Annotated in this window: 25 protein-coding genes, 2 pseudogenes and 1 riboswitch; of the genes and pseudogenes, 8 read left to right on the top strand and 19 right to left on the bottom strand. The window is 49.1% G+C overall.

Features of this window, described 5'->3' with window-relative positions; translation table 11 throughout:
• Positions 1-168: 168 nt before the first annotated feature.
• Positions 169-1,725, top strand: coding sequence for a stalk domain-containing protein (locus SD71_RS22570; protein WP_161793419.1), 1,557 nt, complete (start codon positions 169-171; stop codon positions 1,723-1,725).
• A gap of 167 nt (positions 1,726-1,892) precedes the next feature.
• Here SD71_RS22570 and SD71_RS18950 read toward each other — a convergent pair whose 3' ends face one another.
• Together SD71_RS18950 and SD71_RS18945 are read right to left on the bottom strand one after the other, a co-directional pair.
• On the bottom strand, positions 1,893-2,240 hold the full coding sequence (locus tag SD71_RS18950) for an ArsR/SmtB family transcription factor (protein WP_041066732.1): 348 nt from the start codon (positions 2,238-2,240) through the stop codon (positions 1,893-1,895).
• A complete protein-coding gene (locus SD71_RS18945) occupies positions 2,230-2,907 on the bottom strand; it encodes an SRPBCC family protein (protein WP_082034355.1) in 678 nt (225 codons plus the stop codon). The genes SD71_RS18950 and SD71_RS18945 overlap by 11 nt, the downstream gene beginning before the upstream one ends.
• 166 nt (positions 2,908-3,073) lie before the next feature.
• On the opposite strand from SD71_RS18945, the gene SD71_RS18940 reads away from it, so the two are divergent.
• Positions 3,074-3,988, top strand: coding sequence for an immunoglobulin-like domain-containing protein (locus SD71_RS18940; protein ID WP_041066729.1), 915 nt, complete (start codon positions 3,074-3,076; stop codon positions 3,986-3,988).
• A gap of 502 nt (positions 3,989-4,490) precedes the next feature.
• Here SD71_RS18940 and SD71_RS24075 read toward each other — a convergent pair.
• From SD71_RS24075 to SD71_RS18910, 8 genes and pseudogenes are all read right to left on the bottom strand, one after another.
• Positions 4,491-4,667, bottom strand: coding sequence for a hypothetical protein (locus SD71_RS24075; protein ID WP_161793418.1), 177 nt, complete (start codon positions 4,665-4,667; stop codon positions 4,491-4,493).
• Positions 4,668-5,885, bottom strand: coding sequence for an anti-phage dCTP deaminase (locus SD71_RS25695; RefSeq protein WP_268747768.1), 1,218 nt, complete (start codon positions 5,883-5,885; stop codon positions 4,668-4,670).
• A 41-nt stretch (positions 5,886-5,926) separates the two neighbouring features.
• A complete protein-coding gene (locus SD71_RS24480; protein ID WP_200889625.1) occupies positions 5,927-6,199 on the bottom strand; it encodes a hypothetical protein in 273 nt (90 codons plus the stop codon).
• Positions 6,200-7,117: 918 nt separating this feature from the next.
• Complete coding sequence (locus tag SD71_RS18930; protein WP_041066726.1) at positions 7,118-8,209, bottom strand: RES family NAD+ phosphorylase; 1,092 nt, start codon at positions 8,207-8,209, stop codon at positions 7,118-7,120.
• Positions 8,206-9,138, bottom strand: a complete 933-nt coding sequence (locus tag SD71_RS18925; RefSeq protein WP_041066723.1) for a sce7725 family protein — start codon at positions 9,136-9,138, stop codon at positions 8,206-8,208. Before SD71_RS18925 ends, SD71_RS18930 begins: the two co-directional genes overlap by 4 nt.
• Before the next feature lie 328 nt (positions 9,139-9,466).
• Complete coding sequence (locus SD71_RS25180; protein ID WP_235427243.1) at positions 9,467-9,994, bottom strand: sce7726 family protein; 528 nt, start codon at positions 9,992-9,994, stop codon at positions 9,467-9,469.
• Between the two features lie 406 nt (positions 9,995-10,400).
• A pseudogene (locus SD71_RS18915) lies at positions 10,401-11,254 on the bottom strand (sulfurtransferase).
• Between the two features lie 23 nt (positions 11,255-11,277).
• Positions 11,278-12,480, bottom strand: coding sequence for an MFS transporter (locus tag SD71_RS18910; protein WP_041066721.1), 1,203 nt, complete (start codon positions 12,478-12,480; stop codon positions 11,278-11,280).
• A gap of 157 nt (positions 12,481-12,637) precedes the next feature.
• On the opposite strand from SD71_RS18910, the gene SD71_RS18905 reads away from it, so the two are divergent.
• Both SD71_RS18905 and SD71_RS18900 read left to right on the top strand, forming a co-directional pair.
• Positions 12,638-13,129, top strand: coding sequence for a GNAT family N-acetyltransferase (locus SD71_RS18905; protein WP_041066718.1), 492 nt, complete (start codon positions 12,638-12,640; stop codon positions 13,127-13,129).
• Between the two features lie 120 nt (positions 13,130-13,249).
• The gene (locus SD71_RS18900; protein ID WP_407637559.1) at positions 13,250-13,438 is read left to right on the top strand and encodes a DUF378 domain-containing protein; all 189 of its coding nucleotides are present in this window, start codon (positions 13,250-13,252) and stop codon (positions 13,436-13,438) included.
• Between the two features lie 111 nt (positions 13,439-13,549).
• Here the strand turns inward: SD71_RS18900 and SD71_RS23275 are convergent, their stop codons facing one another.
• The 5 genes from SD71_RS23275 to SD71_RS18875 are packed head-to-tail and all read right to left on the bottom strand — an operon-like array spanning position 13,550 to position 17,397.
• A complete protein-coding gene (locus SD71_RS23275; RefSeq protein ID WP_200889627.1) occupies positions 13,550-13,831 on the bottom strand; it encodes a 4a-hydroxytetrahydrobiopterin dehydratase in 282 nt (93 codons plus the stop codon).
• On the bottom strand, positions 13,809-14,591 hold the full coding sequence (locus tag SD71_RS18890; RefSeq protein ID WP_082034353.1) for an ECF transporter S component: 783 nt from the start codon (positions 14,589-14,591) through the stop codon (positions 13,809-13,811). Before SD71_RS18890 ends, SD71_RS23275 begins: the two co-directional genes overlap by 23 nt.
• Positions 14,592-14,627: 36 nt before the next feature.
• Positions 14,628-16,250: an ABC transporter ATP-binding protein gene (locus SD71_RS18885; RefSeq protein ID WP_052476418.1), complete on the bottom strand. Its 1,623-nt coding sequence runs from the start codon at positions 16,248-16,250 to the stop codon at positions 14,628-14,630.
• Positions 16,223-17,116 (bottom strand): energy-coupling factor transporter transmembrane component T, encoded by an 894-nt coding sequence (locus tag SD71_RS18880; protein ID WP_041066715.1) that lies wholly within the window; start codon positions 17,114-17,116, stop codon positions 16,223-16,225. Before SD71_RS18880 ends, SD71_RS18885 begins: the two co-directional genes overlap by 28 nt.
• A complete protein-coding gene (locus SD71_RS18875) occupies positions 17,113-17,397 on the bottom strand; it encodes a DUF4430 domain-containing protein (protein ID WP_052476417.1) in 285 nt (94 codons plus the stop codon). The genes SD71_RS18880 and SD71_RS18875 overlap by 4 nt, the downstream gene beginning before the upstream one ends.
• On the opposite strand from SD71_RS18875, the gene SD71_RS18870 reads away from it, so the two are divergent.
• Positions 17,354-17,884, top strand: a complete 531-nt coding sequence (locus SD71_RS18870) for a hypothetical protein (protein ID WP_165418325.1) — start codon at positions 17,354-17,356, stop codon at positions 17,882-17,884. The two genes, SD71_RS18875 and SD71_RS18870, sit on opposite strands and share 44 nt — an antisense overlap.
• A gap of 435 nt (positions 17,885-18,319) precedes the next feature.
• Here the strand turns inward: SD71_RS18870 and SD71_RS18865 are convergent, their stop codons facing one another.
• Positions 18,320-21,052: an S-layer homology domain-containing protein gene (locus SD71_RS18865; RefSeq protein WP_041066709.1), complete on the bottom strand. Its 2,733-nt coding sequence runs from the start codon at positions 21,050-21,052 to the stop codon at positions 18,320-18,322.
• A 259-nt stretch (positions 21,053-21,311) separates the two neighbouring features.
• Positions 21,312-21,500: riboswitch (cobalamin riboswitch) on the bottom strand.
• Positions 21,501-21,707: 207 nt separating this feature from the next.
• Here SD71_RS18865 and motA point away from each other — a divergent pair.
• Together motA and SD71_RS18850 are read left to right on the top strand one after the other, a co-directional pair.
• Positions 21,708-22,514 (top strand): annotated as a pseudogene (gene motA / locus SD71_RS18855) (flagellar motor stator protein MotA).
• Positions 22,495-23,316, top strand: a complete 822-nt coding sequence (locus SD71_RS18850) for a flagellar motor protein MotB (protein WP_041066704.1) — start codon at positions 22,495-22,497, stop codon at positions 23,314-23,316. The pseudogene motA and the gene SD71_RS18850 overlap by 20 nt, the downstream one beginning before the upstream one ends.
• 60 nt (positions 23,317-23,376) lie before the next feature.
• Here the strand turns inward: SD71_RS18850 and SD71_RS18845 are convergent, their stop codons facing one another.
• Entirely contained in the window at positions 23,377-24,051 is a 675-nt protein-coding gene (locus tag SD71_RS18845) for an NAD-dependent epimerase/dehydratase family protein (protein ID WP_041066701.1), read from the bottom strand.
• 5 nt (positions 24,052-24,056) lie between these two features.
• Positions 24,057-24,845: a glucosaminidase domain-containing protein gene (locus tag SD71_RS18840; RefSeq protein ID WP_041066698.1), complete on the bottom strand. Its 789-nt coding sequence runs from the start codon at positions 24,843-24,845 to the stop codon at positions 24,057-24,059.
• Positions 24,846-25,130: 285 nt separating this feature from the next.
• On the opposite strand from SD71_RS18840, the gene tadA reads away from it, so the two are divergent.
• Positions 25,131-25,586, top strand: coding sequence for a tRNA adenosine(34) deaminase TadA (gene tadA, locus SD71_RS18835; protein WP_152619510.1), 456 nt, complete (start codon positions 25,131-25,133; stop codon positions 25,584-25,586).
• On the opposite strand, the gene SD71_RS23270 is transcribed toward tadA, so the two are convergent.
• A complete protein-coding gene (locus tag SD71_RS23270; protein ID WP_082034351.1) occupies positions 25,518-25,784 on the bottom strand; it encodes an aspartyl-phosphate phosphatase Spo0E family protein in 267 nt (88 codons plus the stop codon). The genes tadA and SD71_RS23270 overlap by 69 nt on opposite strands.
• Positions 25,785-25,864: the final 80 nt, after the last annotated feature.

Below are 25,864 nucleotides of genomic sequence, written 5' to 3'. Positions count from 1 at the left end.
CGGTATGCATCGCTTGTAATTGCGGCTGTTTTGACATCATTCAGTATGACCGGGACCATACGTTTCGCGGAAGCGGAGACTCCTAATGTTAAACAGTTCGAGTTATTTGCAACAGACGGCTATTTAACTCTACCCGATGGTCAAGAGGTTTATATATGGGGTTACAGCTTGAAAAATGAAAAGGGCAGCGCGAGTTATCCTGCCCCAACATTGTCGGTAAATGAAGGCGACCGGGTCGAGGTCAAGCTAACCAACATCGGTGCTAAAAAGACCGGAATCAAACGCCTCGCTCATACGATCCATTGGCATGGTATGGATACGAACCAGCAGAATGACGGAGTGCCTCATACTTCACCTGCCATTCAAGTCGGAGAAAGCTTTATTTACCGTTTTACCGCGGATCATGCCGGTACTTATTTTTATCATTGCCATGTGGATACGGTCGAACATTTACAAATGGGCATGCACGGCGCATTAATTGTCAGTGCAAAAGATGGTGCGAAACAAGCTTGGACCGGCGGACCGTCTTTTGACAAAGAGTACGTATTTCAGCTAAATGAAATCGACCCTGTTTGGCATAAAGCAGTTGAGCAAGGAACGGCGTACGACCGTACGGCGTTTCATCCGAGATATTGGACCATTAACGGCAAGGCGTTTCCGGATACAGAGACGGACCCCACGACCATGATTGAAGGTTTGGTTGGTCAAACTGTTTTGATTCGAATGATTAACTCTGGCTACCAGCCGCACAGCTTTCATATGCACGGTTACCATTTTCAAGTCATTGCTTCAGATGGCAGGCCTCTGCCTCAGCCGCTAACCAAAGACACGATTCTTATAGGGCCCGGTGAACGTTATGACCTAATGGTTAAATTTGATCAGGACGGCATGTTTCCTTTCCACAGCCATAATATCGTTGATAACACGAATAATGGGGTTTATCCGGGTGGTTTGCATACTATGATAGAGGTTGGCAAGCAAGTGAAACCGTCAACCACTGCTTCTATAATTATAAAAGCCGGAAAGAAAACGGCAGTTGTTAACGGCCGAACCATTACGCTTCAGAGTCCGCCGATAGCGATGAATGGGACAACGTACGTCCCCCTCCGTTTCCTAGGGGATCAGTTAGGTGCTGAAGTGAAATGGAACCAGAGCCAGCAGTCGGTGATCTATTTGAAAGGTAATATATCCATTGAGTTGTGGCTGCATAAGAAGCAAGCGAAAGTGGACGGCAGGCTAATCACCCTCTCCGCACCGCTCAAAACAATAAAGGGAGCTATAATGGTTCCTCTTCGATTTGTGTCGGAGCAGCTTGGGGCGAAGTTAGAACTCAATAAGAAAAGCGGGGAAATCATCGTTTCAGCCGATGTGGCACCGAGCATGCCGGAATCAGACGGGTCCAATGGCCATACCGGGCATGGCTCAACAGACAGTACCGACAATAAACCACCCGAAACCTCAGGCACTGTCGGCGGAGCACCGGTGGTGGAAATCAAAAACAATGCTTTCTCTCCCCAGAAGCTTACGATAAAAAAAGGCCAATCAGTCAAATGGGTGAATAAAGACACCCAGATTCATACGGTGATTGACCTCGGGGAATCTTTTACTAGTAACAATCTACTAATGAATGGGGAGTACGTTCACACGTTTGGAAGTACGGGGACATATACCTACTACTGCTCGACCCACCCAAGCATGCAGGCGGAAATCATTGTTACCGATTAGATTGTTTCCAAAAGAAATGGTGCGGTCCTTTGACAAGGAAGACGCACCGTTTCTTTTTATAGACTTGTTTGACTCCAAGATCTAAGATAATTTCGGGCAGGGAATGATTTGCCTTCATATGCCAAAGCCCGAGCGGGGGCGCGCTCGATCTTATTTTCTTCCGATATTCACTCTTCTTCCTGCTCCAGCGCGCGCTCCAACGCGTCGAATTGCATGTCCCAGAGCCGTTCGTAAAATTTCAGCCATTTGCTCGCCACGGTGATCGACGACGGATTGAGACGACACATATGCGTTCTTCCGATAACCGTCCGATAGAAGATGCCGGCTCCTTCCAGCACCTTGATATGCTTAGAGACGCCCGCCAGGGAAATGTCGAAGGGAGAGGCCAGTTCCGATACCGACCGCTCTTGCACGGCGACTAGCCTGACCATCTCCCTTCTCGTCGGGTCGGCCAGCGCATGGAAGACGAGATTCAGCTTTTTTTCGTTATCGTCGATCATCGCCTTATCGCTCATTCGAAGGATCGGCGAAGGAACGAAGCAGATTTCGGCCGAGTGCCGTCGAAGCGACCTTTGTCGGATCGACGTAGCCTAGATAACTTAGAGCGGCCAGCGTCTGTTCTCCTTCGTCGCGAACATGCTCGGCGTAGATCCCGTCAATCGTTGCGTCGTCCAACGTACGCGCGCCGATTTTCTCCACGCGGAATTGCAACGCGAGCAAATCGTTCAAACCGCCGAACATCAACGACCAGCCATGCTCCGAACCGTCTCGATATTCTTTCAACGCTTTTTCGATGTCCGCTTCCGTCCAATTGTCCTGGTGTGGAACGAAGATCTCTTGCGTGAAGCTCATCTCACAACCTTGCTCCAAGGCACGAATTTCGACCGTAATCGTATCGATCGAGTCACTGAACTGAGGCATTTTGAAGGTAAAAACCAAACGATTCGGGCGATCGATCTCGATGTACTCGCCGATAGCCGTATAATCTGTGCCCTCCCGATGTTCAGTGATTTGCCATTCGCCGCCCACTCGGGGCTCGCTAAGAGCAACCTTGTTGGTCGCCTCCCTGGTGAACAGCCATCTTCTCATCATCGCAGGGTTCAACCAAGCATCGCATACTTTCTCTGCCGACACTTTAAATCGTCTGTTCATGTTTAAAGTCGTCTTCGATACATTCGCCATTGCGTTCTTCCTTTCCGTTTCACTATAGTCAACCAATCGGTTAAGTAATATTTCTAGCCGAATTGACAATGATACATTATTTTTCTGCTTACATAAACTTACAAGATAACTTTTTGGCCGGATCCACGTCTAAAGAATAACATCAAATAGACTTGGAGCTGACCTCATGAAAAAGCTTTTCGCATTGCTCCTGCTTACCACGCTTATTACCGGTTGCGAACGGAATGGAACATCGACCCCCGAGCCGAGCGCTTCCGCCGATCAGATTGCTGCTAAAGGCATTTCGCTCCAATTCGTTAAGTCGCCGGACGGAAACATCGAGCTAAAATGGCCGACGAAAGACATTTTCGAGAAAATCGGACATCCCATCCAGTCGGGGGAGAAACTCCGCAACCTTTTTCCCGACCAATTTCCGAGAAAGTCACCGGAGGCGACTTACGCGTTCCATACGCGTCCGAGCGAGGAACAGGGACTGTATTTTCAGTATTTTCCGGCAGACAAGCAGATCCGAGCAACACTCACCGAAGTCGATGCGAAATTCAAGCCAATCGGGCTTCCTCCGAACGTACATACGGTTTCGGTCGATCCTCGAAGCAACAAGGATATCGTACATAAGCTTCCCTTTCGCGTGAACGTAATTATGCCCGAGAAAACCGATGCCCTGTATACGTTACTGACGGAGCTTGTGGAGAAAGACGGGACTGTTTCCGATTCGATCGTTTACGTCTATTACGTGCCCGGCAAGTTCATTAACGCAAAACTCGAGACGGACAAGAAGGTTTATGCGCCGAACGATAACCTTCAATTGAAAATTACGAACCATGGACCGACGAATTTAGCTCACGGGGGCAGGTACGATTTAGAGAAGAAGGAACAGAATGGCTGGGTTCTACTCAACGGTATGAAGAAGGCAACATCAATTGCCGATGTCGGCTATTCCGCTTATACGGTCGGTGAATTCACACAAAATATTAAACTCCCCGACGACCTAAAACCCGGAACATACCGCATTACCAAAAGTGTCGGCGCGGATAAAACGGATTATGGAATCAAACTGTCCGTCGCTTTTGAAGTAAAATAAGCCTCTCTAACATTTGAACCTCCCTGTTGACTTTGACCATAAAAAATACAGAGCATAGGCGATAATCTCACCTTGATCTGTACTTAAAATTGAATACGATCTCTAGCCTTTGGGCTCTTCCTCTATCCCCACCACAATCGGATTCTCCTTATAACTAATCCAATCGCTCCAATTGCTAACTAAAGATCGATTATTTATACTTGGTCCTACAGAAACAGTGATAATCTTACACCAATACTGAATTCTACAAATCAACCTATCGTTTTGCCTGCTGCGCTAGATCCTAAATGGGCTTTACAAGCCAGATGCCTTGTGACCGATGGGTAAAATATGACCGAAGGCACTGTACAGCGTAAATTTGCCGATCAACTTGTTGAATTAGCCATGCACAAATTTCTTTTCCATACGAAAACAACTACGAAATGAAAAAACCAGGCGTATAGTTCACAATCATCAAGGATGACTGCTAGTAACGCCTGGTTTAGTTATTTATTATGTATATTTAACGAGTTACCGAGTTACGTTGAACGATTCGGGGATTTTGAGTTTGATACACAGCCTTTTTCCAATCTGGCCAATTATTGACAGCCTTGATGGCTAATTCAATATGCGGATCCCTCTTTCTCATGGTCATATCGGTTTCCCCTTCTCGATGGAAATACTTCTTTCCTTTCTCCATCTACATATCTCTCCTTTTTGAGTCAAATATAGTCGCCGCGTGTATTTCCCTTTCCAAATAGGAAACAGGTAGCAATTGTGAGCGCATCCTTGCATCCTTATGTTGCCACTTTAGCGCGGAACCATCTTTATTTTTCCTAATTTTATTATAACCTGATCCTAAAGACATTGAAAATAGATCAAAAAATTTTCTTGGACCAATGCCTACAAATGGAGTAAAAACAACCTTTTTCCCTTCCTCACTCACGTCCGTTGAAATAGCATCCGAATGAAATTCCAGAGCTTTGCTTTTTGGGTATGGTTCAACATATATTACCTTAGTAATGCCTGCTGCAATAATATGTTTCGCACAATTATGACAAGGATAAGTCGTGCAATAAATAGTGGCTCCTCGGGTGCTTACATTATTGCGCGAACACATCAATAAAGCATCCATTTCAGCATGAACAACACGGCCGTATTCAGTTATATCCTTAATCTTGCTTCTGCTCAGTTTCTCTTTTACTTGCTGTTTCTCTTCGTCGTCTTGAATCTCCAACGCCTGAATAATATTTTCAATTATTCTAGCTTGTTCAGCTTTATTAGGGTCCTTTCCTCTAATATAATCTCTTCCATCCGGATGGTCTATATATTCATGAGACCCTGCATCCCACTCTGACCAGTACGATCCTCCACCAAATTTAGGTGCATCGTTCGCGCCCAGCGCTATGATTTCATTGTCTTTAGCTATAACTGCACCAACTTGTCTTGATAAATCCGCCGACCGTAACGCAGAGGTAAATGCCATGAACATTGCAAATTCATCAAAAGTCGGTGTTTGATGAGGATGTCCGAATATTAAATCAAGAATTCGCCAAATACTGTTTTTTGCTTGGTCATGATTACTTAAATGAACGTAAAAATCTGCCATCTCGAAAGTGTCCCTAGTGTGTTGTCCAAAACCATCTATTTCATCCATGTCCCGCTTAATGAGATCTTTGGCTTCATTTTCTGTCATGAATTTTGACTTAATCAAATGGTCTTTTCTTCTGCTTTCATCTGAGTTAATACCGATTAAATAAAATCCATTTGAATATATTTCTCTGAGCTTTTCTACTTCTTTTGGATGCTTTAGTGAATTGACTATATAAGCCATCCTTCTATTTGGCTTTCCTACTCCATTGGTTCTATCGATTTCTCTTTTTTTAAATATTTTGGATGCCACCCCAAGTGCGAGTATGGAATGGTCACCTGACTTTTCTCTTGCCTTATTACCTAACTCTATAGCTCTTGTACTCGATCGTACTCCGATTCATGGTCGCTGTGAGTAAGATATAAATCAGAAATGACATCTCTTGAAACATGAATTAACTCTGCCCTATAACGAAAGGCGGTTTGCAACCGATCCTTAATAACTTCAACAATACGACTCTGTTCGGTCCCGACTGCTCCGACAAGTCCAATAACAACTTCGGAGTCCGAGTATTTGTTCTCAAAAAAATCAGCTGAGCCCCTTCTTACCCCTTTTATTTGTGAAAGGTCTGTCTTTTTCACTTCACCGAATCCTCCCGTTTTTTGACAGATACTGCTCATACAATAGTTTCGTCAAAATTTGTAAATATCCTTTATCCTTCTACCAAACCTAATTACTAAATTTATTGGAGGTACGTTAATTGAAAATGCATCAGAACAAAGAATCACCAAAATTAGAGCATGCAGCTTTCGACACACACCCGCAAATCATTCTTGCTCGAATACGTAGTATAACTGAATGACCTTACAAAGGTATGGACACTCAATTATGATAACTCAGGATCGCTACTCGCACCTGTTCCCAACCCTTCAGCAATAGAACCAGCAAAATTAACGTTGTTCTTCCAAATCTATGCTTGAAATTGTAGAAGCCTTTACTGTACTTTAAGACTTGTTGACTCTATGTTGATTCTCTCACGAATACTTAAAGTGTTGACTCTGATGTGAACGGGCTGAAATTTCTGAGGGCTACAGTCCTTAAGTTAGGAGATCATAACTGCTTCTATATCAGAGTTTGCTCGGTTCGTCATAATGCTGAGTGTACCTACAGCACACAAGTGTTGACTCCGTGTTGACTTTAACATAAAAAAAATACAGAGTATTGAGGTTATGCCTCAGATACTCTGTATTTAAAGTTTACCTACTACATTATGTCTTTCGGTCCTTCCTCATCCCCCAACGCAACCGGATTCCCCTCATAGCTAATCCAGTCGCTCCAGCTTACGGATTCCCTGTGAAACTGCCTTCTCGAAGGAATGCTCGACCATCCTTGGTTGGAAGCTCACTTGTTGCAATGAGTCGTAGTGCCCATTGGAGTGGCGAAGAGAGGGCCGGTCGCCAATCCCTTTGCCGTTATCTGTGGATACGGATTCTTTATATCGTCTCTAAAGCGAGAAACACAGACAACAGTTTTGAGTGCCTCGAATATGTTGCTTGTAATCAGTCTTCGATTCTCGGATCGACGACGTAGCTAAGTTCTTGGACATCATAGACCTCAACATCGATACACTCAAATAAAGAGCTATCAAATATGGCCAAGTTATATCCACCTTTATTCATGGTACTTTTATATTCAATACCACAACACACGGTTCCATCTTTAAACTTTATCGTTTTAATGTACTCAGAAATGTACTGTGTTGGCAAATAATCTAAATGGCTATCTTGTCTTCTTAAAGGCTTAGATATGTCATTATTCATTTTTACTAAATTTGGTTTATTTATTGCATGTTGAGTAAAATCCAACCCTGAAAATGCACTAATTTTATCAATTCTAGTTAGGTCAACAACATTGATATCCTCAGACAATTTAAACGTTGCAATTGTTACAAAATCGTGTAGTCCAGCTCTTACTTCGTTTAAAGTTGTTGTTCTATCATTACCTAAATATAAATAGCTAACTCCCTCCGGGTTAACACGACCGGCCGACGCTACTCCTTTCGGAGGGGCCCCCATCTTCTCATTAGGAAAACCGTTTTTATCGGAAATTCGAGCTCTATAAAAGATGGTATCCTTCTTGTAGGCCTTTTTTAGATAGTCTAAATAATCAAATAGAAGTGTGATGTTTAAATGTTTACTGTGGAAACGATTTTCTGTTTTAATGGCCTTGGCAAAGTCTTCCCAACTAAACTCACCAAGTATGGAGTAGTTAAGTAAATATTCTTTGTCACACTTTTCAATAATTCCTACTTTTTGCTCGAATAATTCCGGCTCTTCTGTATATTTTGTCCGGCAGATGCTTTTTATTAAAATATCTATCTTATCAGAACTTAAATTGAATATATCCCAATTTTCTAATAATTCATTCCTCAGGAAATTTAACTGATCAGAAGGAAATCCGGTTGGCAACACGCTTTCAGGTCTATATGTATCTAACAGTGCAACAAAATCATCTACAAGGTCAAAATCAATTTCGGTATCATATATAAATACATTCACAGATTCACAAATATTGCAATTGCCCAACCTATTTAATCCAGTTATTCTTAACTTTATCTCTGTATCATTAAAACAATTGATACAACATTTCATAATGAGTGTTCTCCATCTAAATATTGGCTCATTAATTCAATGTGATGCATTATCGAAAGTTTTTTAACCGTGCCTAGACCAGGATACGTTTCATTTCGGTAATGCTTGATAAACTCATTTAATCCATATGTATTGATATCGTTTTCTTTTTTCCACTCAAATAATTTGCTGACTGCTTCATAAAACTTTCCAGCTGGATCTTGAATATCTTCATTGGAATCTGATACAAAGTGAATGATTCTAAGATTTTTTTCTGAATCAAAATAGACAATATGAATTGCCACTGCAAATGGGGCAAAACCTGCTTCAGTATAATCACTACCAACTACAGAAAAATCAGAAAACCCAGAATACCCCTCCTCGTCATAAAATAAATGGTCTTCTGAGAAAAATTCATCTTTGTCTTTATACTCCGCATTTCTTGCTAGCTTTACAAACTTATCATCAAACAGTACCTTATTGTTCTTTACATATTTTTTAAATACCCTCTCATAGGGAATCAAATTATACAAACCGTTTTTTTCCCCAAAAGTGTCTTCAAAATAGTCTAAACGATCTCTATCGGAAATTATTGTTAAAATTTCTTCTCTCTCGATACCCAATTCTACTAATTTAGAAATCTCCCCTACTGACTGTTTATTAATAATATGTGACTTAATTATCCAATCACTCAACAAGTGGGAATCAAATATTTCTTTTAGTGGACTTTCCTTTGCTATCTCTAAGTTAAAGCTTCCGACTTTCGGATTGTGAACCACTGCAAGCTGCTTTTCTTTTTCAATAAATTTTGACATTGTTTTGGTTAACGTAGATGAGAGTTTGACCGGTTCAATTATGGGAATTATACGATCGTTCAATAAATCCATTTCCAACAACTCTCTCAAAGCAATTATTTCAAACTGTCGGCCTCGAAAATATGGAAAGTACATATGTTACCCCCTGAATTCTTTATTCAAAAAGGTTTCCAGTGCATTGTAATCACTTAAATTGTATTCCGAAAAATAAACTAAAGTCTTTAATTCGTAAGGAACTTTTTTTTCAAACTCATACCTATTGATGTTACTTCGTTTCTTCAATTCCCGTAGCATGTATCTATAAGCAACATCTATGTTAATTTCAGTAAACCAGTTGAGACATTCTTTGTAGTATTTTACCTGAGAAGTTTCCGGTAATCTCCCAAAATGAGTAAATAATATTTCTTCACATTCATGCTTCCTAAGAATTTTAAACATTGATTTATGGTTCAAGTAAGATCTATTAGAAGTCGGTTCTTTTTTTTGTACTGATAGTATTGCGCCTGGTTAGTGTGCATAGTCCAACATCTGTGTTTTGAAGTAATGTCAGGACATTCTTATAGTTCGACTCACTTGTGATAACACAAACATAATCGAAAGCTTTATAATAGTCTTTAAGTTGACCAATTAATCTGTCGAAGTTATCAAGCTCTGTTTTTATTTCATAAACTACGGCTTTCCCATTAATCAAAATAAAATCTGCTTTTGATTTTTCAATAGGTATCTCCGTTAACGCTATTGTCGACTTTATACTGTGCCTTCCTAATAAAAGCTTATTGAGCAAAGTGTTTTTATAAATATATTCATTTCTATGACTCTTCAACATAGTTTTATATATTTGTGATATGACATCTTTGTTTAAAATTGGTGAATTGCTTAAGTATTTACGAATTGACTCATTGAGGTCTGAGTCTTTATGATTTTTAATCCAATCCGTGAAAGTGCTTTTAGTAAATATACGATTTAATAGCAAGTTATTGTTAGCACTCATCAAAAACACCTTCCCCACAACCATTTTACCAAAATTACTCTTCCCGTAGTATGTAGAAATTATTTTTGCTTATGTACTGTTCATTGCGATTGTCTTACGATTGTTACAAAGTTGATTCGCGTTGATTTCCACAACTTTGCATCTGATGTGTTGATTTAGACGTTACTGGATGATTTAGCGGGCAAACTAATTCTAATGTAGTTACTAATAGACCCGGAAAACACCGTTGTGGTAACTTCAAGGCCTTCGTTGTGCATGTACCGAGGATGCGAGCGCGTGCTCGGTCCGAGGGTTCCTGCAAGTACTTTCAGTAGCCGATCGTTGACTCCGTGTTGACTTCGACACATAAAAAATACAGAGCGACGGTGTTCAACTCACCATGCTCTGTACTCAACTTCGCTTACTGCTATACGCCTTTCGAGTCTTCTTTGTCCCCCACTGCCACCGAATTATCCTCATAGCTAATCCAATCGCTCCAGCTGCCCGCGTACAGCTTAACGCGCGTAAATCCCGCTTCCTGCAGCGCCAATACGTTCGGACAGGCTGTAACTCCCGAGCCGCAATAAACAATAACTTCGTCATCTTTGAATAGATCGGCAAACCGCACGCCCTGCTCTTCCGCCGATTTCCAACTCCCGTCCGAACGCCGGCCTTCCGCCCAGAAACGGTTACGGGCGCCGGGTATATGCCCTGCTGTGCGATCGATAGTTTCTACTTCGCCGCGATAGCGCGGACCTTCCCGGGAATCCACTAGCACAACTCCGAGTGCGCTCAGCTTGGACTTCACTTCTTCCATATCCGCCAACATCTCAGGCCGCGGGCGAGCGGCAAAATTGCCCGGCACGACGATCTTCTGCTCCGCAGAAACCGGAAAATCGGCAGCTTTCCACGCAGAGAACCCTTCGTCCATTACGTACACGGAATCATGGCCGAGATATTTCAGAAGCCACCATAGCCGCGAAGCCATGGCACCGCCCTGATCGTCATAGGCGATCACCCGGGAATCGCTGCCGACTCCGGCACGGCGCAGCGTGTTCGCCAAATCTTCCACTTTCGGCAAGGGATGGCGGCCACCGTGCTCACCTTTCGGCGCGGATAAATCTTTTTCCAAGTCCAAATGAACGGCACCCGGTATGTGCGATTCCTCATAGCTTGACGCCCGGCATCTGGCTTACCCAGCTGGAATCTGCAGTCTACGATGACGACATCCGGTTCGAAAAGACGGGCCAACACCCATTTCATAGACACGATATTTTGCATGTACGATAACCACCTTCCCTAGTCTAGTGCAACGCCTTATAAGCAGCAGATTCAGATATCTGCCTGGCCGGTTTAGCTGCGAGCAACGCCCAGATCACAACCAGCAGCATGACAACGGCGAATCCCGCGAACAGCCAGCGAGTCGCTGCGGCACCATTTTCATCCAAATACCATCCCGTCAATCTCGGCAGTAAAGCTCCGCCTATGCCTCCGAATGCCATCAGCAGGCTCGTTGTCTTCTCGGTCATGCCGGGCGCCGCCCGGTTAGCGAACACCAAAGCAACCGCGAACATGCCCGACATCGCCAGCCCCGCTCCGAAGGTCAATACAAACAGTGCGCCGACGCTCTCCAGCCCGCCCATCAGCATAAACAGCACAGCGGCAGCGATACAGGTGGCCAGCAAATACGCCGCTCCACCCCAGCGGTCCGCCGCATGTCCCGCCACTAAACGGCCCAAAACCATAGCGCCCCAGAAAATGCTCAACGATAGAGCGGCGGCAGACTCCGTAAGACCGTTATTCTCCACCAGCAACGAAGGCAAATAATGAATGAAACTCATTTCAAAACCGACATACATCGTAAAGAACGCTGCACTAGCGATAAGGATCATGGCTACCCTGGATCGTGCTTGTCTCGGCGCTGACAGGGCAGCCTCATCGGCTGCATGTGCCCCTGGGCGGTCCAACATTTCAGGCCACATTACGAGCCAGACCACGAGTGTAATCACAGTCAGCACACCGACAAGCGCAAAAGCAGCGACCCAATAACCGTTAGAAATAAGGGCAGCGCCTGCAAAGGGCATGAGGAGCGCACCGACACCAAAAAACACTTCAATCCGGCTCATCGCCACATTCGCGTTCCCCGCCGCAGCCCCGATCACGAATGATCCCACGACCGCCTCCGTCGTTCCGAAGCCAAATCCCGCAAAAGGCGCCGCTGTCAGCATCCAACCCCAAGGCGGCTGAAAAGTATAAACTGCCTCAGCAATCGCCATAACCGCAAGTGCTGTGAGCAGCAGCGGCTTCTTCCCGACTCGGCGGACCAGCCACGGGGCAAGAAGAACGCCGATCAGCCCGCCTAAAAATTGATGCATAACGAGCTGTCCGCCGTCTCCGTACTGAACGCCGTACGCTTTCACCATAGGCTCCATTACCGTACCTACAACCAGCTGCCCCAACCCGACCACCAAATATGCAATACAACCCAAGAAGACCAGCCGGGCCATATGTGTAATCCCCTTCCACTCGATCATGTTGCTCAACGTCCCTATCATACCATGCAGCTAAAATATCGAGTAAGCTGAATTTCTCAATTATACCGCCCCACGCATTCGCCGTCCGTTATAATGAAGACTTAGAGGTTGTACGGAAGGAAGAGTCAGTATGCAAAAAAACCCGACATTTATACTCGAGGATATGACGGAAGAGGATGGACAAGCCGTATGCGATTGGCGCTACCCGCCTCCTTATGAGCGTTACCGTTGGCCTTCTTGGGAAGCGATGGTCGAGCATAAACGGGAGTTCGGCGACCGGGAGATCAGGCAGAGGCAATACAAGGCGGTACGCAACGAGGAAAAAGAATTGATCGGCTATGTGCAGCTTTTTCCGCTGGATCGGACTGTGCGAATCGGGCTCGGATTGAAGCCGGAGTGCTGCGATAAGGGGTATGGACCCGCGGTTATCCGTTTAGCCGTGGAAGAAGCGAGGCTTCGCCGCCCTGGAGCAGAAATCGATCTGGAAGTGGAGCAGTGGAATCGGCGGGCCATTCGGGCATATCAAAAAGCGGGGTTCGTCGTCACGGATCAATATGAGCGCAAAGCGACACATCGTGCCGTGTTCGTGTTCTGCATGGTATGGCAGCCGAACGCTGAGTGAAAGTTCAGGAGAACAGTCATAATGGACGGCTTGCGCTTCATAAAAGTATAAGGAACAACCAACAAACGCACTTCTCGTGCAATGTGGAAAGGAGGATGGTACCGGATAAAATCACTCAATGTGATCAGCCTGTTATTGATCATTATTGGCGGTTTGAATTGGCTTGTTGTCGGTCTGTTCGACTATGATGCAGTGAGTGAGCTTTTTGGAGGATCGGATGAAGTCGGTGCGCGTATCGTCTACACTCTCGTCGGCGTTGCTGCAATCTATGCATTGGCGCTTGTAGGGAAAGTTTCCAGGGACGACTAAGGCCAGCATGTATAATACGAAGACTGCCTATCAAGCCATCCGGTTTGAGAGGCAGTCTTTTGTTGTTTACAGCGTTCAGCAACGCAGCTGAAATCCAGCATGAAAGTGGTATTACTGGTCGTAATCCTTCGCGGAGTTGATGTCCAGAGCGGTCAGTCCTCCCGAGTTCCAGCTGGTAATACGAAGTGTTACCTTGCGATAATCGATAGCAATGAAAGGATGGTGATTCATCTTTTCGGCAATTCCCGCGACTTTGTTCACGAACGCGATGGCTTCAGGGAAGCTTGGGAACCGATACTTTTTCACCAGCCATTTGCCCTCTTCAACCGACCAACCCGATAACTCGCTTAACCCTTCCTGCAGTTCCTGTTCATTTAACAGTGGATGCTTCACGCGAAACTCCTCCTTCAACAGGCTTATATGCGGCGTCGTCCGGGTACTCCAGCCGTTCCAGTGTGCCGTACTTGCGCCGATATCTCTCCAGTAACCGAATCCATGAAGGGCCGAAGACGATGATGAAAAAAAGATTGGCCGCCGCATGCGTAAGCTCAAACGGTAAGCTCAGCGCGTATTTGGCCGCAACGGCTTTCCAGGAATGAGTCTGTACCCATTGATCCAGCGCCAAAGTCAAATTCATTATCCAGCCATGCAGGAAACCCCATATTACTCCTAAAATGGCGAGCGGCACCCTGCGTTGACGCCATGTACTGCGATGTGCGAACAAACCCGCCGTGTAACCGGCCATTCCCCACGCGAACATTTGCCAAGGCGTCCAAGGACCCTGGCCCAAGAACATGTTGGATACAAGCGCGCCGGCGGCCCCTACCATCCAACCTGCCTCCGCTCCGAACACGACCCCCGAGATGATCACGACAAAAGTAACCGGTGTAAAATTAGGCAGCAGCGCGGCGAATGGAATACGGCTGATGGAGGCGACAGCTGCCATAACGGCAATTAGCATCAGCTCACGGGCTTTCCTTTCACGGCGTTCGAAACGGAGCACGAAAGGAATCATGGACAGCAGCACAAGGACAATGCCGATCAGCAGGGAGTTACCCCTTTGCAACGCCAACCAGGCTAAGCCTATATAGGCAATACCTATGGGAATGATCACCCACTTAGCACTTAATAAGCGGAGTTGTTTGGAGTTCATCTGGCCGGCACCTCCTGATGACTGCGCGGTGTTATGTCAGCATGTTCGTTCAGCAGCCGGTGCATATGTGTGGTGTAGAACAAATTCCCCCCGGAAAAAAGGTTCCGGCTCGCCGTCCGCAACGATTTCGCCGTGGAACAACAGCGAACAGCGATTGGCGTAGGCTGCGGCAAATTCAACATCGTGCGTGGCCATCAATATCGTCGTGCCCTGGGTGTGAATGTTTTTCAGATACGTGGCCAGCCTCTTTTTGGCCTGGGGATCCAAGCCTTTCGTCGGCTCGTCAAGCAGCAGCATCTGCGGCTTTGCGAGGAGGATCATTGCCAGCGCCCCTATTTGCTGCTCTCCTCCGCTCATATCATGCGGATGGCGTGTCAGCAGATGCGCGATTCCGAATCGATCGGCCATTGCTCTGGCTTCCTGCTCCGCGTCTTGGATGCCAGCACGATTTGCGGCATGCTTCAAATCCTCCAGTAACGTATCATGCGCATAATGAAGCACCGGGCTCTGGGCTAAATAACCGATTGCTCCGATTTGCTCCTTGGAATGCTTTCGTGAAAGCGGCGCTTTACCCCATTTGACCGACCCTCGCTGCGGCATGCGAATCCCGGCAAGCAGCTGAAGCAATGTCGACTTCCCGCTTCCGTTCCCTCCGAACAGCACACCCCAATCTCCACGCCGGATTTGCCAGTCCACGCCCCTCAATACTGCAGGCGAATGCTTGTCATAGGCAAAAAAGATTTGGTCGGCACTGAGGAGAGGCTCCCCATGGCGCGTTGGTTCGACTGTGGAATTGGAATGCTCTCTCGCGTACTGAGTAGGATTGCCCCTCTTGTGTAACCAAAGGCGCGCCTCTTTCACGGAAATCGGCGGTTCAACAAATGCTTGCGGACCTTGTTCTATGGCCCATCGAGTGATTGAAGGCAGCGCGCTGATCCAGTCCGCATCGTTGCGATTCCATGCTTCTGCCGCGAAATCCCGTGGTTTGCCGTCAAAAACGATTCTGCCGCAGTCCAATCGAACCACTCGATCCGCTAGGGGAAGGAGGTCATCCAGACGGTGTTCACACATAATAACTGAGATCCCCCACTCATCGTTGAGCCGCTTGATCATTGCGAGCAGCTCCCGCGCCGCGAGCGGATCCAATTGTGCCAGCGGCTCGTCGAGCAGCAGAACGCGCGGCTGCAGCATCAGTACCGCCGCCAAATTCACCGTCTGCTTCTGCCCGCCGGACAGCTCGTCGGTCCTGCGGCCCAGCAGCGGCTCCAACCCGAAAAATCCGGCCATCTCCGCCATGCGCCTTCGCATAACGTCCCGATCCAAGCCGAAATTTTCCATTCCAAAAGCCAATTCATGCTCAACCGTATCCACCACAAGCTGATTGTCCGGATTTTGCATAACAAGCCCTACCATGGCTGCCGCTTCCCTGGACGTCCATTCATGAAGCGGACTATCGTTCAGCAAAATAGAACCGCTCATTCTTCCACCTGGCGACACTTCCCGCTTCAGCAAACGGAGCAGCGTCGATTTACCGCTTCCGGACGGACCGCAAAGCACGACAAATTCGCCGGGTGCCACCGAAAGAGATACATCGGACAAAGCAGGAAGCCGCTCTTCCGGATAGGTGAAGGTTACATTTTGTATTTTAAAGTGCGCCATGATTTGCGATCCCTCCATTCCCAGCCTAGCGGCAGCAACAAATAGGTGATATAACCGGCCAGCGCAACCTGGTCGCCTGTAATAAGACGAAACGAACCTAAGTTAGGATAAACCTTCATAAAACCATATCCGCTTGCCCAGACACCGAGCAGAAGAACTGCACATGCCGTTAACGCCGACACAGTCCACATATCCCGCGAGCGGAAACGGAACCCTGCATACCCGCTCCTTCTCCCGGTCCCATATCCTCTCGCCTGCATGGAGTCCGCTGTCTGCAAGGCATCCTCAAGCGTCCACGAGAGCAAAGTTCCAACGATGCGCGTACCGTTTCGCGCCCTTTGCGCCAATGAGCCTTCCGTCACGGTTATGCCCCGGCTTCTTTGGATCAGCATCAGCTCTTGCAAGCGCCTGCGCAGCCGTGGCACCATACCCAGCGCCATCATGGCCACAAGTGCAGCTTTAGGCGACAGCCGGCTGAAAAGGAACAGAAACTTCTGTTCCGACATGACCAGGCGATAGGTGATGAACAAGGTCAACAGGTTCAGCATGGATAGCGCAAGCGTCATCCCGTATACGACCGATTCGAGCGTGATCGGCATGTCACCGAAGTAATACAGTACGGTGCGGCCCCGGTGCGATAATATCGGATTCATCAGCAAGATCAACAGGCAGCCGACAGCCATCGGAACCGTCCACCGCCGCCATTCCCGGCCGCCGTCGAGATGGAGATTGACGACAACGGCAGCCGCCCATCCCGCGAGCAGAATGAGGGGATGAAACAACAACATGCCGAAGGTAATTCCTCCGGCATAATAAAGCAGTATGGTAAAGGGATGCAGGGAACGAAAACCGAAGCTGTCTGTCATGGCGAGGACTCCTTATCCTCTTTGGCCGCTTCGTCCTCAGAAGCGTAGAACCATTCCAGCCGGTCTCCCGGCTTCAGCTTATAAGAACCTGCACCGATATCGAGCACTTTGCCGTTGATCCGATATTTCCAGCCGCTGGTCGGCCCGTCATCAAATTCGTACAGTCCATCAATGCCTTTCACATATGTGAGCTCCCCGCTGCCGGTGGTTTCGAAGGCTAGGCGATGGGCCTTTGCCGTGCGTTTCAATACCGAGGCGGCAGTGTCGCCTTGCGTTACCATTATGGATTCAGCGCTGACAATCGTTCCCCATTCTGCGTTTCCGACTATGGAAATGGTGACCGTATCCACAGCTGGAGATGCTTTAGGCGGTCTGGGCTTAGGCGCCTGCTGCGTCGCCTTCGGAGAAGGCGACGGCGTCGGCGACACCGAGGCTGACGGCGCTTTGGACGGTGACAGTTCCGCCGGCGCTGAGGGTGTCGGCGATACTGCCGGCGATGACTTCTTGGACGGCGATGCGGATGAGACGGGTGACGATGGTTCAACCGATGAGGATGCTGTTGCCTCAGGTGAACTTTCAGGTGAAATTACAGGTGAAGGAGAAACGGCAGGGGTTGCCGACCCGCCCTCCTGTATGCTGCCTGTGATCTGTTGTGCTCCAGTTGCGCTTGATGGACTTGCACTCTTGTCGCCACATCCAGCTAAAAGCAGTACGACCGCCAACAACAAAACTACTATTCTTTTCACTGCCGCTTCCTCCTTTCCCTAAGTCCTTACCACGCGCCGGAGCGCCGAGTGATTATCCGTGTATGGCCGATGACCGGACTTACAGCGCTCCGATCAAGCCGACTTTACTCTCCTAAGTCCGTTCATCAGAGTTACAGCGTACCGGTCTGGCCGAGTTTCTCCTTCTAAGGCCGGTGACCGGACTTACAGCTTGCCCCGCGGGCCAATCTGTTCCGTGTAAGACGGTTTTGTCGTCTTACAGCTCGCCACACGAGTCGATCCATTCCTCTAAGACGGTTTTGTCGTCTTACAGCTCGCCACACGAGTCGATCCATTCCTCTAAGCCGGTTTTGTCGCCTTACAGATTGCCGCGCGGGCCGATCTGTTCCTGTAAGACTGTTTTGTCGCCTTACAGATTGTGCCGCTGCGGGCCGATCTGTTCCTGTAAGACGCTTTTGTCGCCTTACAGCCTACCGCTTCACTTTGCTTCCCGACCAACGCCAGGCTCGAACAGGATGCGCACCGCAATGACCGCCGCTTGTTCACGGGATACCGCCATTTTCGGCGAGAAATGTCCCTCGTAGGCGCTCATCCAGCCGCGTTCGATTACCGCTTGAACCGAAGCCATGGCACCGGCATTCACCTGTTTGGCGTCCGTCATCACGGCGGATTTCGAGGCTTTCAGCTTCAGCGCACGGGTCAGCAGAATCGCCGCCTGCTCCCGGGTCAACGTCGCTGCAGGAGCGAACGTGCCCGGAGCAATGCCGCCGACAAGGCCTGCTTTCGCAGCCGCTCCGACATCCTTCGCATACCACGCGCTGCCCGGTATGTCTTTAAACGTCGTGCCGCTAACCGGAACCAAGCCGAGCGTGCGCGCCAGAGCGGATACGAACTCCGCACGGGTAACGGCTTGCTTAGGCTTGAATACGGATTTCGTATCCGATGGCCCGCGGAGAACAGCTGCAGCTCTGGCCGTTGTCACTGCTTCTCCGGCCCAGCGTGCAACTAACTTCTCATCATTGTATTTACCCGCGACAATGAGGGGTACGCTTAAACGCACTGCCTTAGGAGCTCCGCCTTCGGCATAGGACGACACTTGAAGCCGGTATAGACCTTCCGCCACACCTTTGAGTGTCGCTTTCCCATTCTCATCCGTAACGGCCTCGTTAGCACCGGAAGAAACCTTGGCACCGGCCAGCGGCTTGGGCTCATCGAACCGGTTCTTATCCCAGTTCCAGTCTCTATATGTCACCGCTACGGTGAAGTCCTCACCGGGCTTAGGCTGGGACGGAGTTACGATGACCGGGTCCGCCAGCTTCGTTGCCTCGCCGCCGTAATAGACGACAACCTGATCCCCGTCTTCCAGCAGGAACGTCCCGATTCCTTCCGCAGGCACGATCCAAGAGCCGTTACGAATGACCGCGAACATCCAGCCGTCGAACCCGCCATATTTACCGGCAGCAATTCCATTAATAGAAGAGATATATTTTCCGAAAGACGTTTCTTTGATTTCAGCTTTCAACTGCTTCTCTTTCAGAAGCTTCTCCACTGCCTCAAGCGCAGTCCCGCCTTGGGCGGAGCCGGAAGCTACAGCTGCCATATCGCCTTCAATCCGAACGGACACCTTCTTTATATAAGAAGCCGCTTCAAACGAAGTTTTCGCTGCGAGATAGAGAGGAGTGCTGCCGGCGCGGTATCCGTCTACCGACAAAGTATACGTTCCTGCCTTCAAAGCTTGCAGCTGCGCTTTGCCGTCCTTATCGGTTGTGACCGTCTGCCCTCCGGCTTTGATTTGTGCGTAAGCCGCAGGCCCGATAATCACTTTGCCGGATTCCCAGTCATAAGTCTCCTGCTCAACGCTGACCGTCACAGGCTGACCCTCACGCGGCGCGGCCGGATCAAGCTTCACAGAATGGATCAACCGCGTTTCGCTTCCGCCGTAATAGACGAATACATCGTCTCCGGCCTTAAGTGCAAAGTCAGCCATGCCTTCCTGGATCGCGACCCAATTTCCATCCCTTTTGACAGCATATTGCCAACCGTCAAAGCCGCCGAATTGCCCGCTTGTCACGTCTTTCACGGTTTTCAGATATGCGCCGAATTGCGGATGCCGCTCCACAACATATGGGATGCGATTTGTTTTTAATAGATTTGCCACAGCCTCAAGCGCAGTTGTTCCCGCCACGGTGCCGGCTGACAACTCACCGGTCGGACCACTGACAGTAACATGGGCTTTGAGCGTTGAAGGCACACCGGCAAATAATCCCGGCAGCCCATCCGACCAACGCTCCGCCGCGGTCAGACCGAGCAGCGCATACATCGTGGCCATACCGTCTGCTTTGCCGCCCGGCACATGAGCGAATCGTCCGTCTGCCAAGCGATACTCCATCAATCGCTCGACAGCCGATTTGCCGTTGTTTATGAACCGCGTATCACCAAAAGGATCAATGCCCAACGAGGTCAATGCGATGACGACCTGTGCCGTGCTTTCGCTTGACTCCGCCGGATTGCCGAAGCCGCCGGTTTCCCGTTGGACGCCGGACAGCCATTGTACCGCTTGATCGATTATCGTCCCGACACCTTTATGATCCCGATGAGGGGCAAGAGCAGTGAGCACGATACCCGTTACATCCACATCGCTTTTGCCTGCGCTGAGCGACCAACCGCCATCGATATTGCGATGGTCGACGAGCCATTCGATTAAATCATCCCGTGTCCAGCGATCGTTAGCGCCTGGCGTATAATTACCGGCATCCAGCGCCAGCAGCGCATAAGCAGGCGCGTTCGGGCCTTGCGCCGTCATTTTCTCAAAACCCGCAATTTTCTTCAGCAAATCTTCCTTGCCGATTTTGCCGGGATCCCCGCCATTTGCATGAACCGCCAACGCGACTCTCGCATAATCGGTCACAAGACGAAGGCTTCCGTCGGATGCTGCTTTCGCGGCCACAGGCAAATACCGATCCGCAACCGGCTTTCCCGAACGCGCGAGACCGAACGCAACCCAGTCGCTGACCGGCTGAGATTTGGCCAGAATGTTCTGCAGCTCGGCGACTGCACTGTTTATTTGATCTCTTGCGGCGGGCGTCGCAGCGCTCGCAGTTGAAGCGCCCCACGCACCTGAAACTAACTGCATCGATAATACCATTGCCAGAGCGCCGCGAAGCCAACGCCTCAACTGTCCCCGTGTACCGATTACTTTTTCCCCTGTCACCGTTCCTCACTCCTCCACGTATGTACCGCCCGTTGGCCTGCCGAGTAAAAACAACAAAAAACATCCTCCGAATTCGGAGGACGTTAGCTCGCGTGATGGCCCGATGAATGCCGCGCTTCCGCGCGAGTGACAAGCAGGCCCCGGTGTCGCCGGGCCTGAGACTTGCCGCATTAGTCCGCCACGGCCGCCAAAGGATACAGTACCTCAACGTTGCCGCGGCGAATGCCGCCACACCTCCCCTATTCCTCGTAGGTTATCGGGTGTTTGTCGAAAACAGGCAGGTTTCCTGGCTCCTGGATCATCGCTTTCCGGGCCTTCCCATTGACGTCTGCTGACGCAACAGTGGCTGCTTCCGGATTGCTCCCCATGGACAGTGGCGGGACCGCGTCGGTTTTGCACCGAACTTCTCTTTTAAGCTCTTGCGAGCACCTGTTTTCCGCCGTATTCACTTGTGATGCCATATTAACATCTACGCCCGGGACTGTCTATACCGTATCCCTTCCATCCCGTCGAATATAAACTTGCGATCAATTTGTGAAAAACGCCTTCGGGCTCTAATGCTTTCAAGCCGTTCTGTCGATAAACCTATTATCGTGTCGGCTGTGTGAGTAACCTCCTGTCGCACCAATTTCATTCTCATATGCTGGGGTGTACGATGAAAAATTCAACGATTATCGGCTTAACTTTAGGCTTTGTTTCACTTATATTCGGTATGTATTTGAAAAACGCTCCTCTTGTCAATTTGATTAACAATCCGGCTGCCTACGTGATTATCCTTGTAGGAACAGCCGCGTCTGTTTTTATGGCATTTCCGATGAGCGAGCTGAAAAAAGTGCCGAAGCTTTTCGGGATTGTATTCAAAGAGCCTCAACTGCTGCCGCGGCAGCAGTTGGTCCATATGTTTATGGATTGGGCAACGGTCACTCGCCGTGAAGGGCTGCTCGCGCTCGAAGCAAGGTCGATGAGATTGAAGATGCCTTCCTGAGATCGGGAATGCGCATGATCATAGACGGCAACGATCAAGATTTCGTACGGGACGTCCTGCTGGAGGACATAACCGCGACCGAAGAGAGGCATCGCGGCGGTGCCCAGATTTTCTCCCAGGCGGGCATGTACGCACCGACACTCGGGGTGCTGGGAGCCGTAATCGGTCTGATCGCGGCGCTCGGAAATCTCGAAGACATGGAGAAATTGGCTCACGCCGTAGCTGCGGCCTTCATCGCGACACTTCTCGGTATTTTTACAGGTTATGTACTCTGGCATCCGATTTCGAATAAGCTCAAACGTCTCTCCAAACGCGAAGTCGATCTGAAGCTCATGATGGTAGAAGGCTTGTTATCCATCCAATCCGGTGTCTCCACGATCGCTATTCAGCAAAAAACTGATGGTCTTCCTTACGCCTACCGAACGCCTGGCATTCGCCGAGAAGGAGGATGCGCGCGTTGAGCAGCAAACGGCATGAACCGCATGAGGAGCACGCGGACGAGTCATGGCTCCTTCCGTACTCAGACTTAATGACGCTGCTCCTGGCATTGTTTATCGTTCTATACGCGGCAAGCGCGGTTAATACGTCCAAATTCGACGAAATGTCGCGAGCGTTCAGATCCGCTTTCAACTCCGGACTCGGCGTGCTCGATAAAAACTCGGTCATGGAGAACGACCAGCAGCGGCGGCGCTCCGATGAGATGAACAACAAGAAAGATGAAGCCAAAACCCGGGATTCCCTGAGGAAGCAAGAACAGCAAAACCTCGAAGAGCTCAAAAAACAGCTGGACAGATATATTCAGAAGAACGGTTTGTCTTCTCAGCTCCAGACGGAACTGAATACATCGGAACTGCTCATTACGATTCGCGACAATGCTTTATTCGCTTCCGGCAGCGCCGGTATCAAGACGGAGTCGCAGAAGCTGGCCGCTGCCATCGGTGAGATGCTGCAGGGTTATCCGGATTACGATATTCTGGTAACCGGACATACCGACGACCAGCCCATTAATACCAAAGAGTTTCCCTCCAACTGGGAGCTGAGCTCCAAGAGAGCGATTAACTTTATGAAGATTCTTTTGGAAAATGATGCTTTCGATCCGAAGCGGTTCAGCGCCACCGGTTATGGAGAGTTTCGTCCTGTCGATACGAGCGGCACCAACCTGGGCCGTGCGAAGAACCGCCGGGTTGAAGTGTCGGTCCTCCGTAAATATTCCGAGCCGGCATCGAACTCCGAGCAGATGACGATGAATGCCATTGCCAACGAAGGCAAACCTAAATAAAGCTTACAACATCAAAAAAACGTCATAAGCGAACCATCGCCTCTGACGTTTTTTTCGGCTTTAATCCTGGGCCAAACGAGCAATTTTATCACTTGGGTACATGTAAACCCCAGGATTGGAATCCGTATTAGCCGCCTTGATCATAGCGGCAGCCACAGCATCGCCCTCAATCGCCCGATACTTGCGAAGCGGTCCGAGCAATAAAGGATGAATCCCCTTCATCACTATTGCGCCGATTCGCTCGCCTTTTCGCAGCTCCGCACGTTCGCCAAGCAGCAAGGAAGGACGGAATAGGTGAAGCTTCGGGATCCGCAGCGCAATCAAATCCCTTTCGATTTCCCCTTTAACTCTGCTGTAGAAAATAGAAGATTCCGGAGAAGCTCCCATCGCGGAGACCAGCAGGAACTGCCCGGCTCCGGACTTCACGGCCTGTTCGGCAAGCGCCAGCGGGTACTCGTAATCTACGCTGCGGAAAGCTTCCTGCGACTTCGCTTGCTTGATTGTCGTTCCTACCGCGCAATACCAATCGTCCGCTTGCAGATCGCGAATCACTTTCGAGAGCGCGTTAAGATCGGCGGTCACCACCTGAAGCTTGGGATGGCTGATTAATAGCGGTCTCCGGGTCAATGCCACAATCCGCGAGTACCGCGGGTCGTGAATCAACCGTCTGAGCAAGCATTGGCCGATCAGTCCGGTAGACCCTGCAACAAGTGCTGTTTTCGCTGAAGAAGCCATCGTCTTTATCCTTCTTTCTTCGATGTACCTTCTTTCCTCTCTATTGTATCAGCCGATTGTCTTTTTTCCCAACGATAGAGCACGGCAGCCAGTTCCGCCCAAGTCACTTTCCGGTCCGGGTGCGGCACAGGCTCAGGCAGTAATCGCTGATCCTTAAGCCAGTTCATCTCCTCACTGCATAATAATGACCAATCCACTCTGCGCGTAACCCTATCCATTAAGGAACCCAGCCCTGCAGATTGCTGAGTATTCTCATTATCCACAGCTTCCTCCTCCTCTTCAGCGCTCCATTCCATCAGGTTCCGCCACATCGCGACGACGTCTTGTCCGTAGCGATTGACGCCGATCGACCACTTGCCGTTCAAATCCTCCCAGCAATGCGCACTGCCCTGCCAACCTGAACGAACAAGCGCATCCACTCTGCGATCCGAAGTGTCCAGCTCGGAGCTCAGCGGTATGTCCGAAGCCATTGTGTAGAGAAGCTGCATATGTACTGCGATTGAAGCTTCCTCTCCTCTTTGCGCCAAGCTGAAAGGACCCCAGGAAGGACCGGAGAATTCATTGGACCAGCACCTTGATTCGTAGACCATCTGGCAAAAAGCCACGTCCCCGCGGACACCATACCGCCGCCCCGCCTGCAGATACAACTCCGCAATTTGCGGCGCTTTCGGATTTCTCCGCTTGACATAAGCGTTCATCCGCTGTGCCGAACAAAGCGCCCTACCCAAAATGGAGAGCTTCCCCGTTGGCTCCAGCTCAGGATGCTTACGGAAAAAAAGCCCGACTGCCTCCATTCGCAGTCCACCTTCCTGCACCGTTATTTTCCAGAGGCTGTCCACCTCTTTCAATATAGTGTATTCAGAAAGTTTCTTAGGTTTGACCTTATTTGCCAACCTGTTACAATAAAATTGACTTATACCCAGAATAAAATGAAAAATGTGCATAAAGCTGTGGACAATAAAAAGTTATCCACAATTTTATACACACCATGTTAACAACGAATGCACGTTCGCGGTACATTATTGCCATTGACGCAGACAATCACTTCGACGCTAAGGGAATTTAAAGGAGATATGAAAATGACGGAAGACGAACGATGGATGAACGAGGCGATCCATCAGGCGCGTCTGGCCGAATCGATGGGTGAAGTTCCGATCGGTGCTGTAATCGTGCGTGGAGGCTCGATTGTCGGCGCCGGTTACAATCTGAGAGAGACGGAGAAGGATCCTACCGCGCATGCCGAGATGATCGCCATTCGGCATGCAAGCGAGAGTCTTCAGGCCTGGCGCCTGTTGGGCTGTACACTGTATGTCACGCTTGAACCCTGCCCGATGTGTGCGGGCGCCATTCTTCAATCACGAGTGGAGCGTGTCGTGTACGGAGCGGCCGATCCGAAAGCCGGATGCGCCGGTACGTTAATGGATCTGCTGCAAGATTCCCGATTTAACCATGTGTCCCCTTGGACTTCAGGAGTTCTTCATGAAGAGTGTGCCGCTTTGTTGACGAGCTTCTTCCGCCGTCTGAGAAGCCGTTAACAGCGATACTGTAGACTCGGGACCCTTGCGGCCTTCCGCTTCCTCTTTGCGAAGACGTTGAAGCTGAATGATCAGCCGATCCGCTTCTTGGCTGACGGCTACAATCTCGGGGTCGGTCAGATTGCCCAAGTCGCCTGCCATCTCACACAGCCGGCGTTGCAGCAATTGGAGGCGATGGATAAGCTCTGATGTGTCCATATGAGTCTCCTGACCGCTCCTTATTCTCGAAATTTGATATTCAATCTTCATCAAATGATAGATTTATCACTCTGACCTTT

The organism is Cohnella kolymensis (assembly GCF_000829465.1).
Classification (GTDB): Bacteria; Bacillota; Bacilli; order Paenibacillales; family Paenibacillaceae; genus Cohnella; species Cohnella kolymensis.
This window is presented reverse-complemented; position numbering and strand designations above follow the sequence as displayed.

Coding starts and splice junctions, on each gene's coding strand:
- SD71_RS18845 (WP_041066701.1), bottom strand. CDS start 24,051: ATGGCTTCTTCAGCGAAAACAGCACTTGTTGCAGGGTCTACCGGACTG.
- SD71_RS18905 (WP_041066718.1), top strand. CDS start 12,638: ATGCAAAAAAACCCGACATTTATACTCGAGGATATGACGGAAGAGGAT.
- SD71_RS18840 (WP_041066698.1), bottom strand. CDS start 24,845: ATGGAGGCAGTCGGGCTTTTTTTCCGTAAGCATCCTGAGCTGGAGCCA.
- SD71_RS24075 (WP_161793418.1), bottom strand. CDS start 4,667: ATGGAGAAAGGAAAGAAGTATTTCCATCGAGAAGGGGAAACCGATATG.
- SD71_RS18910 (WP_041066721.1), bottom strand. CDS start 12,480: ATGGCCCGGCTGGTCTTCTTGGGTTGTATTGCATATTTGGTGGTCGGG.
- SD71_RS23270 (WP_082034351.1), bottom strand. CDS start 25,784: ATGGACACATCAGAGCTTATCCATCGCCTCCAATTGCTGCAACGCCGG.
- SD71_RS18875 (WP_052476417.1), bottom strand. CDS start 17,397: ATGGTAACGCAAGGCGACACTGCCGCCTCGGTATTGAAACGCACGGCA.
- SD71_RS18930 (WP_041066726.1), bottom strand. CDS start 8,209: ATGAAATGTTGTATCAATTGTTTTAATGATACAGAGATAAAGTTAAGA.
- SD71_RS25180 (WP_235427243.1), bottom strand. CDS start 9,994: ATGAGTGCTAACAATAACTTGCTATTAAATCGTATATTTACTAAAAGC.
- tadA (WP_152619510.1), top strand. CDS start 25,131: ATGACGGAAGACGAACGATGGATGAACGAGGCGATCCATCAGGCGCGT.
- SD71_RS18940 (WP_041066729.1), top strand. CDS start 3,074: ATGAAAAAGCTTTTCGCATTGCTCCTGCTTACCACGCTTATTACCGGT.
- SD71_RS18945 (WP_082034355.1), bottom strand. CDS start 2,907: ATGGCGAATGTATCGAAGACGACTTTAAACATGAACAGACGATTTAAA.
- SD71_RS18950 (WP_041066732.1), bottom strand. CDS start 2,240: ATGAGCGATAAGGCGATGATCGACGATAACGAAAAAAAGCTGAATCTC.
- SD71_RS18925 (WP_041066723.1), bottom strand. CDS start 9,138: ATGTACTTTCCATATTTTCGAGGCCGACAGTTTGAAATAATTGCTTTG.
- SD71_RS18890 (WP_082034353.1), bottom strand. CDS start 14,591: ATGAACTCCAAACAACTCCGCTTATTAAGTGCTAAGTGGGTGATCATT.
- SD71_RS18885 (WP_052476418.1), bottom strand. CDS start 16,250: ATGGCGCACTTTAAAATACAAAATGTAACCTTCACCTATCCGGAAGAG.
- SD71_RS18880 (WP_041066715.1), bottom strand. CDS start 17,116: ATGACAGACAGCTTCGGTTTTCGTTCCCTGCATCCCTTTACCATACTG.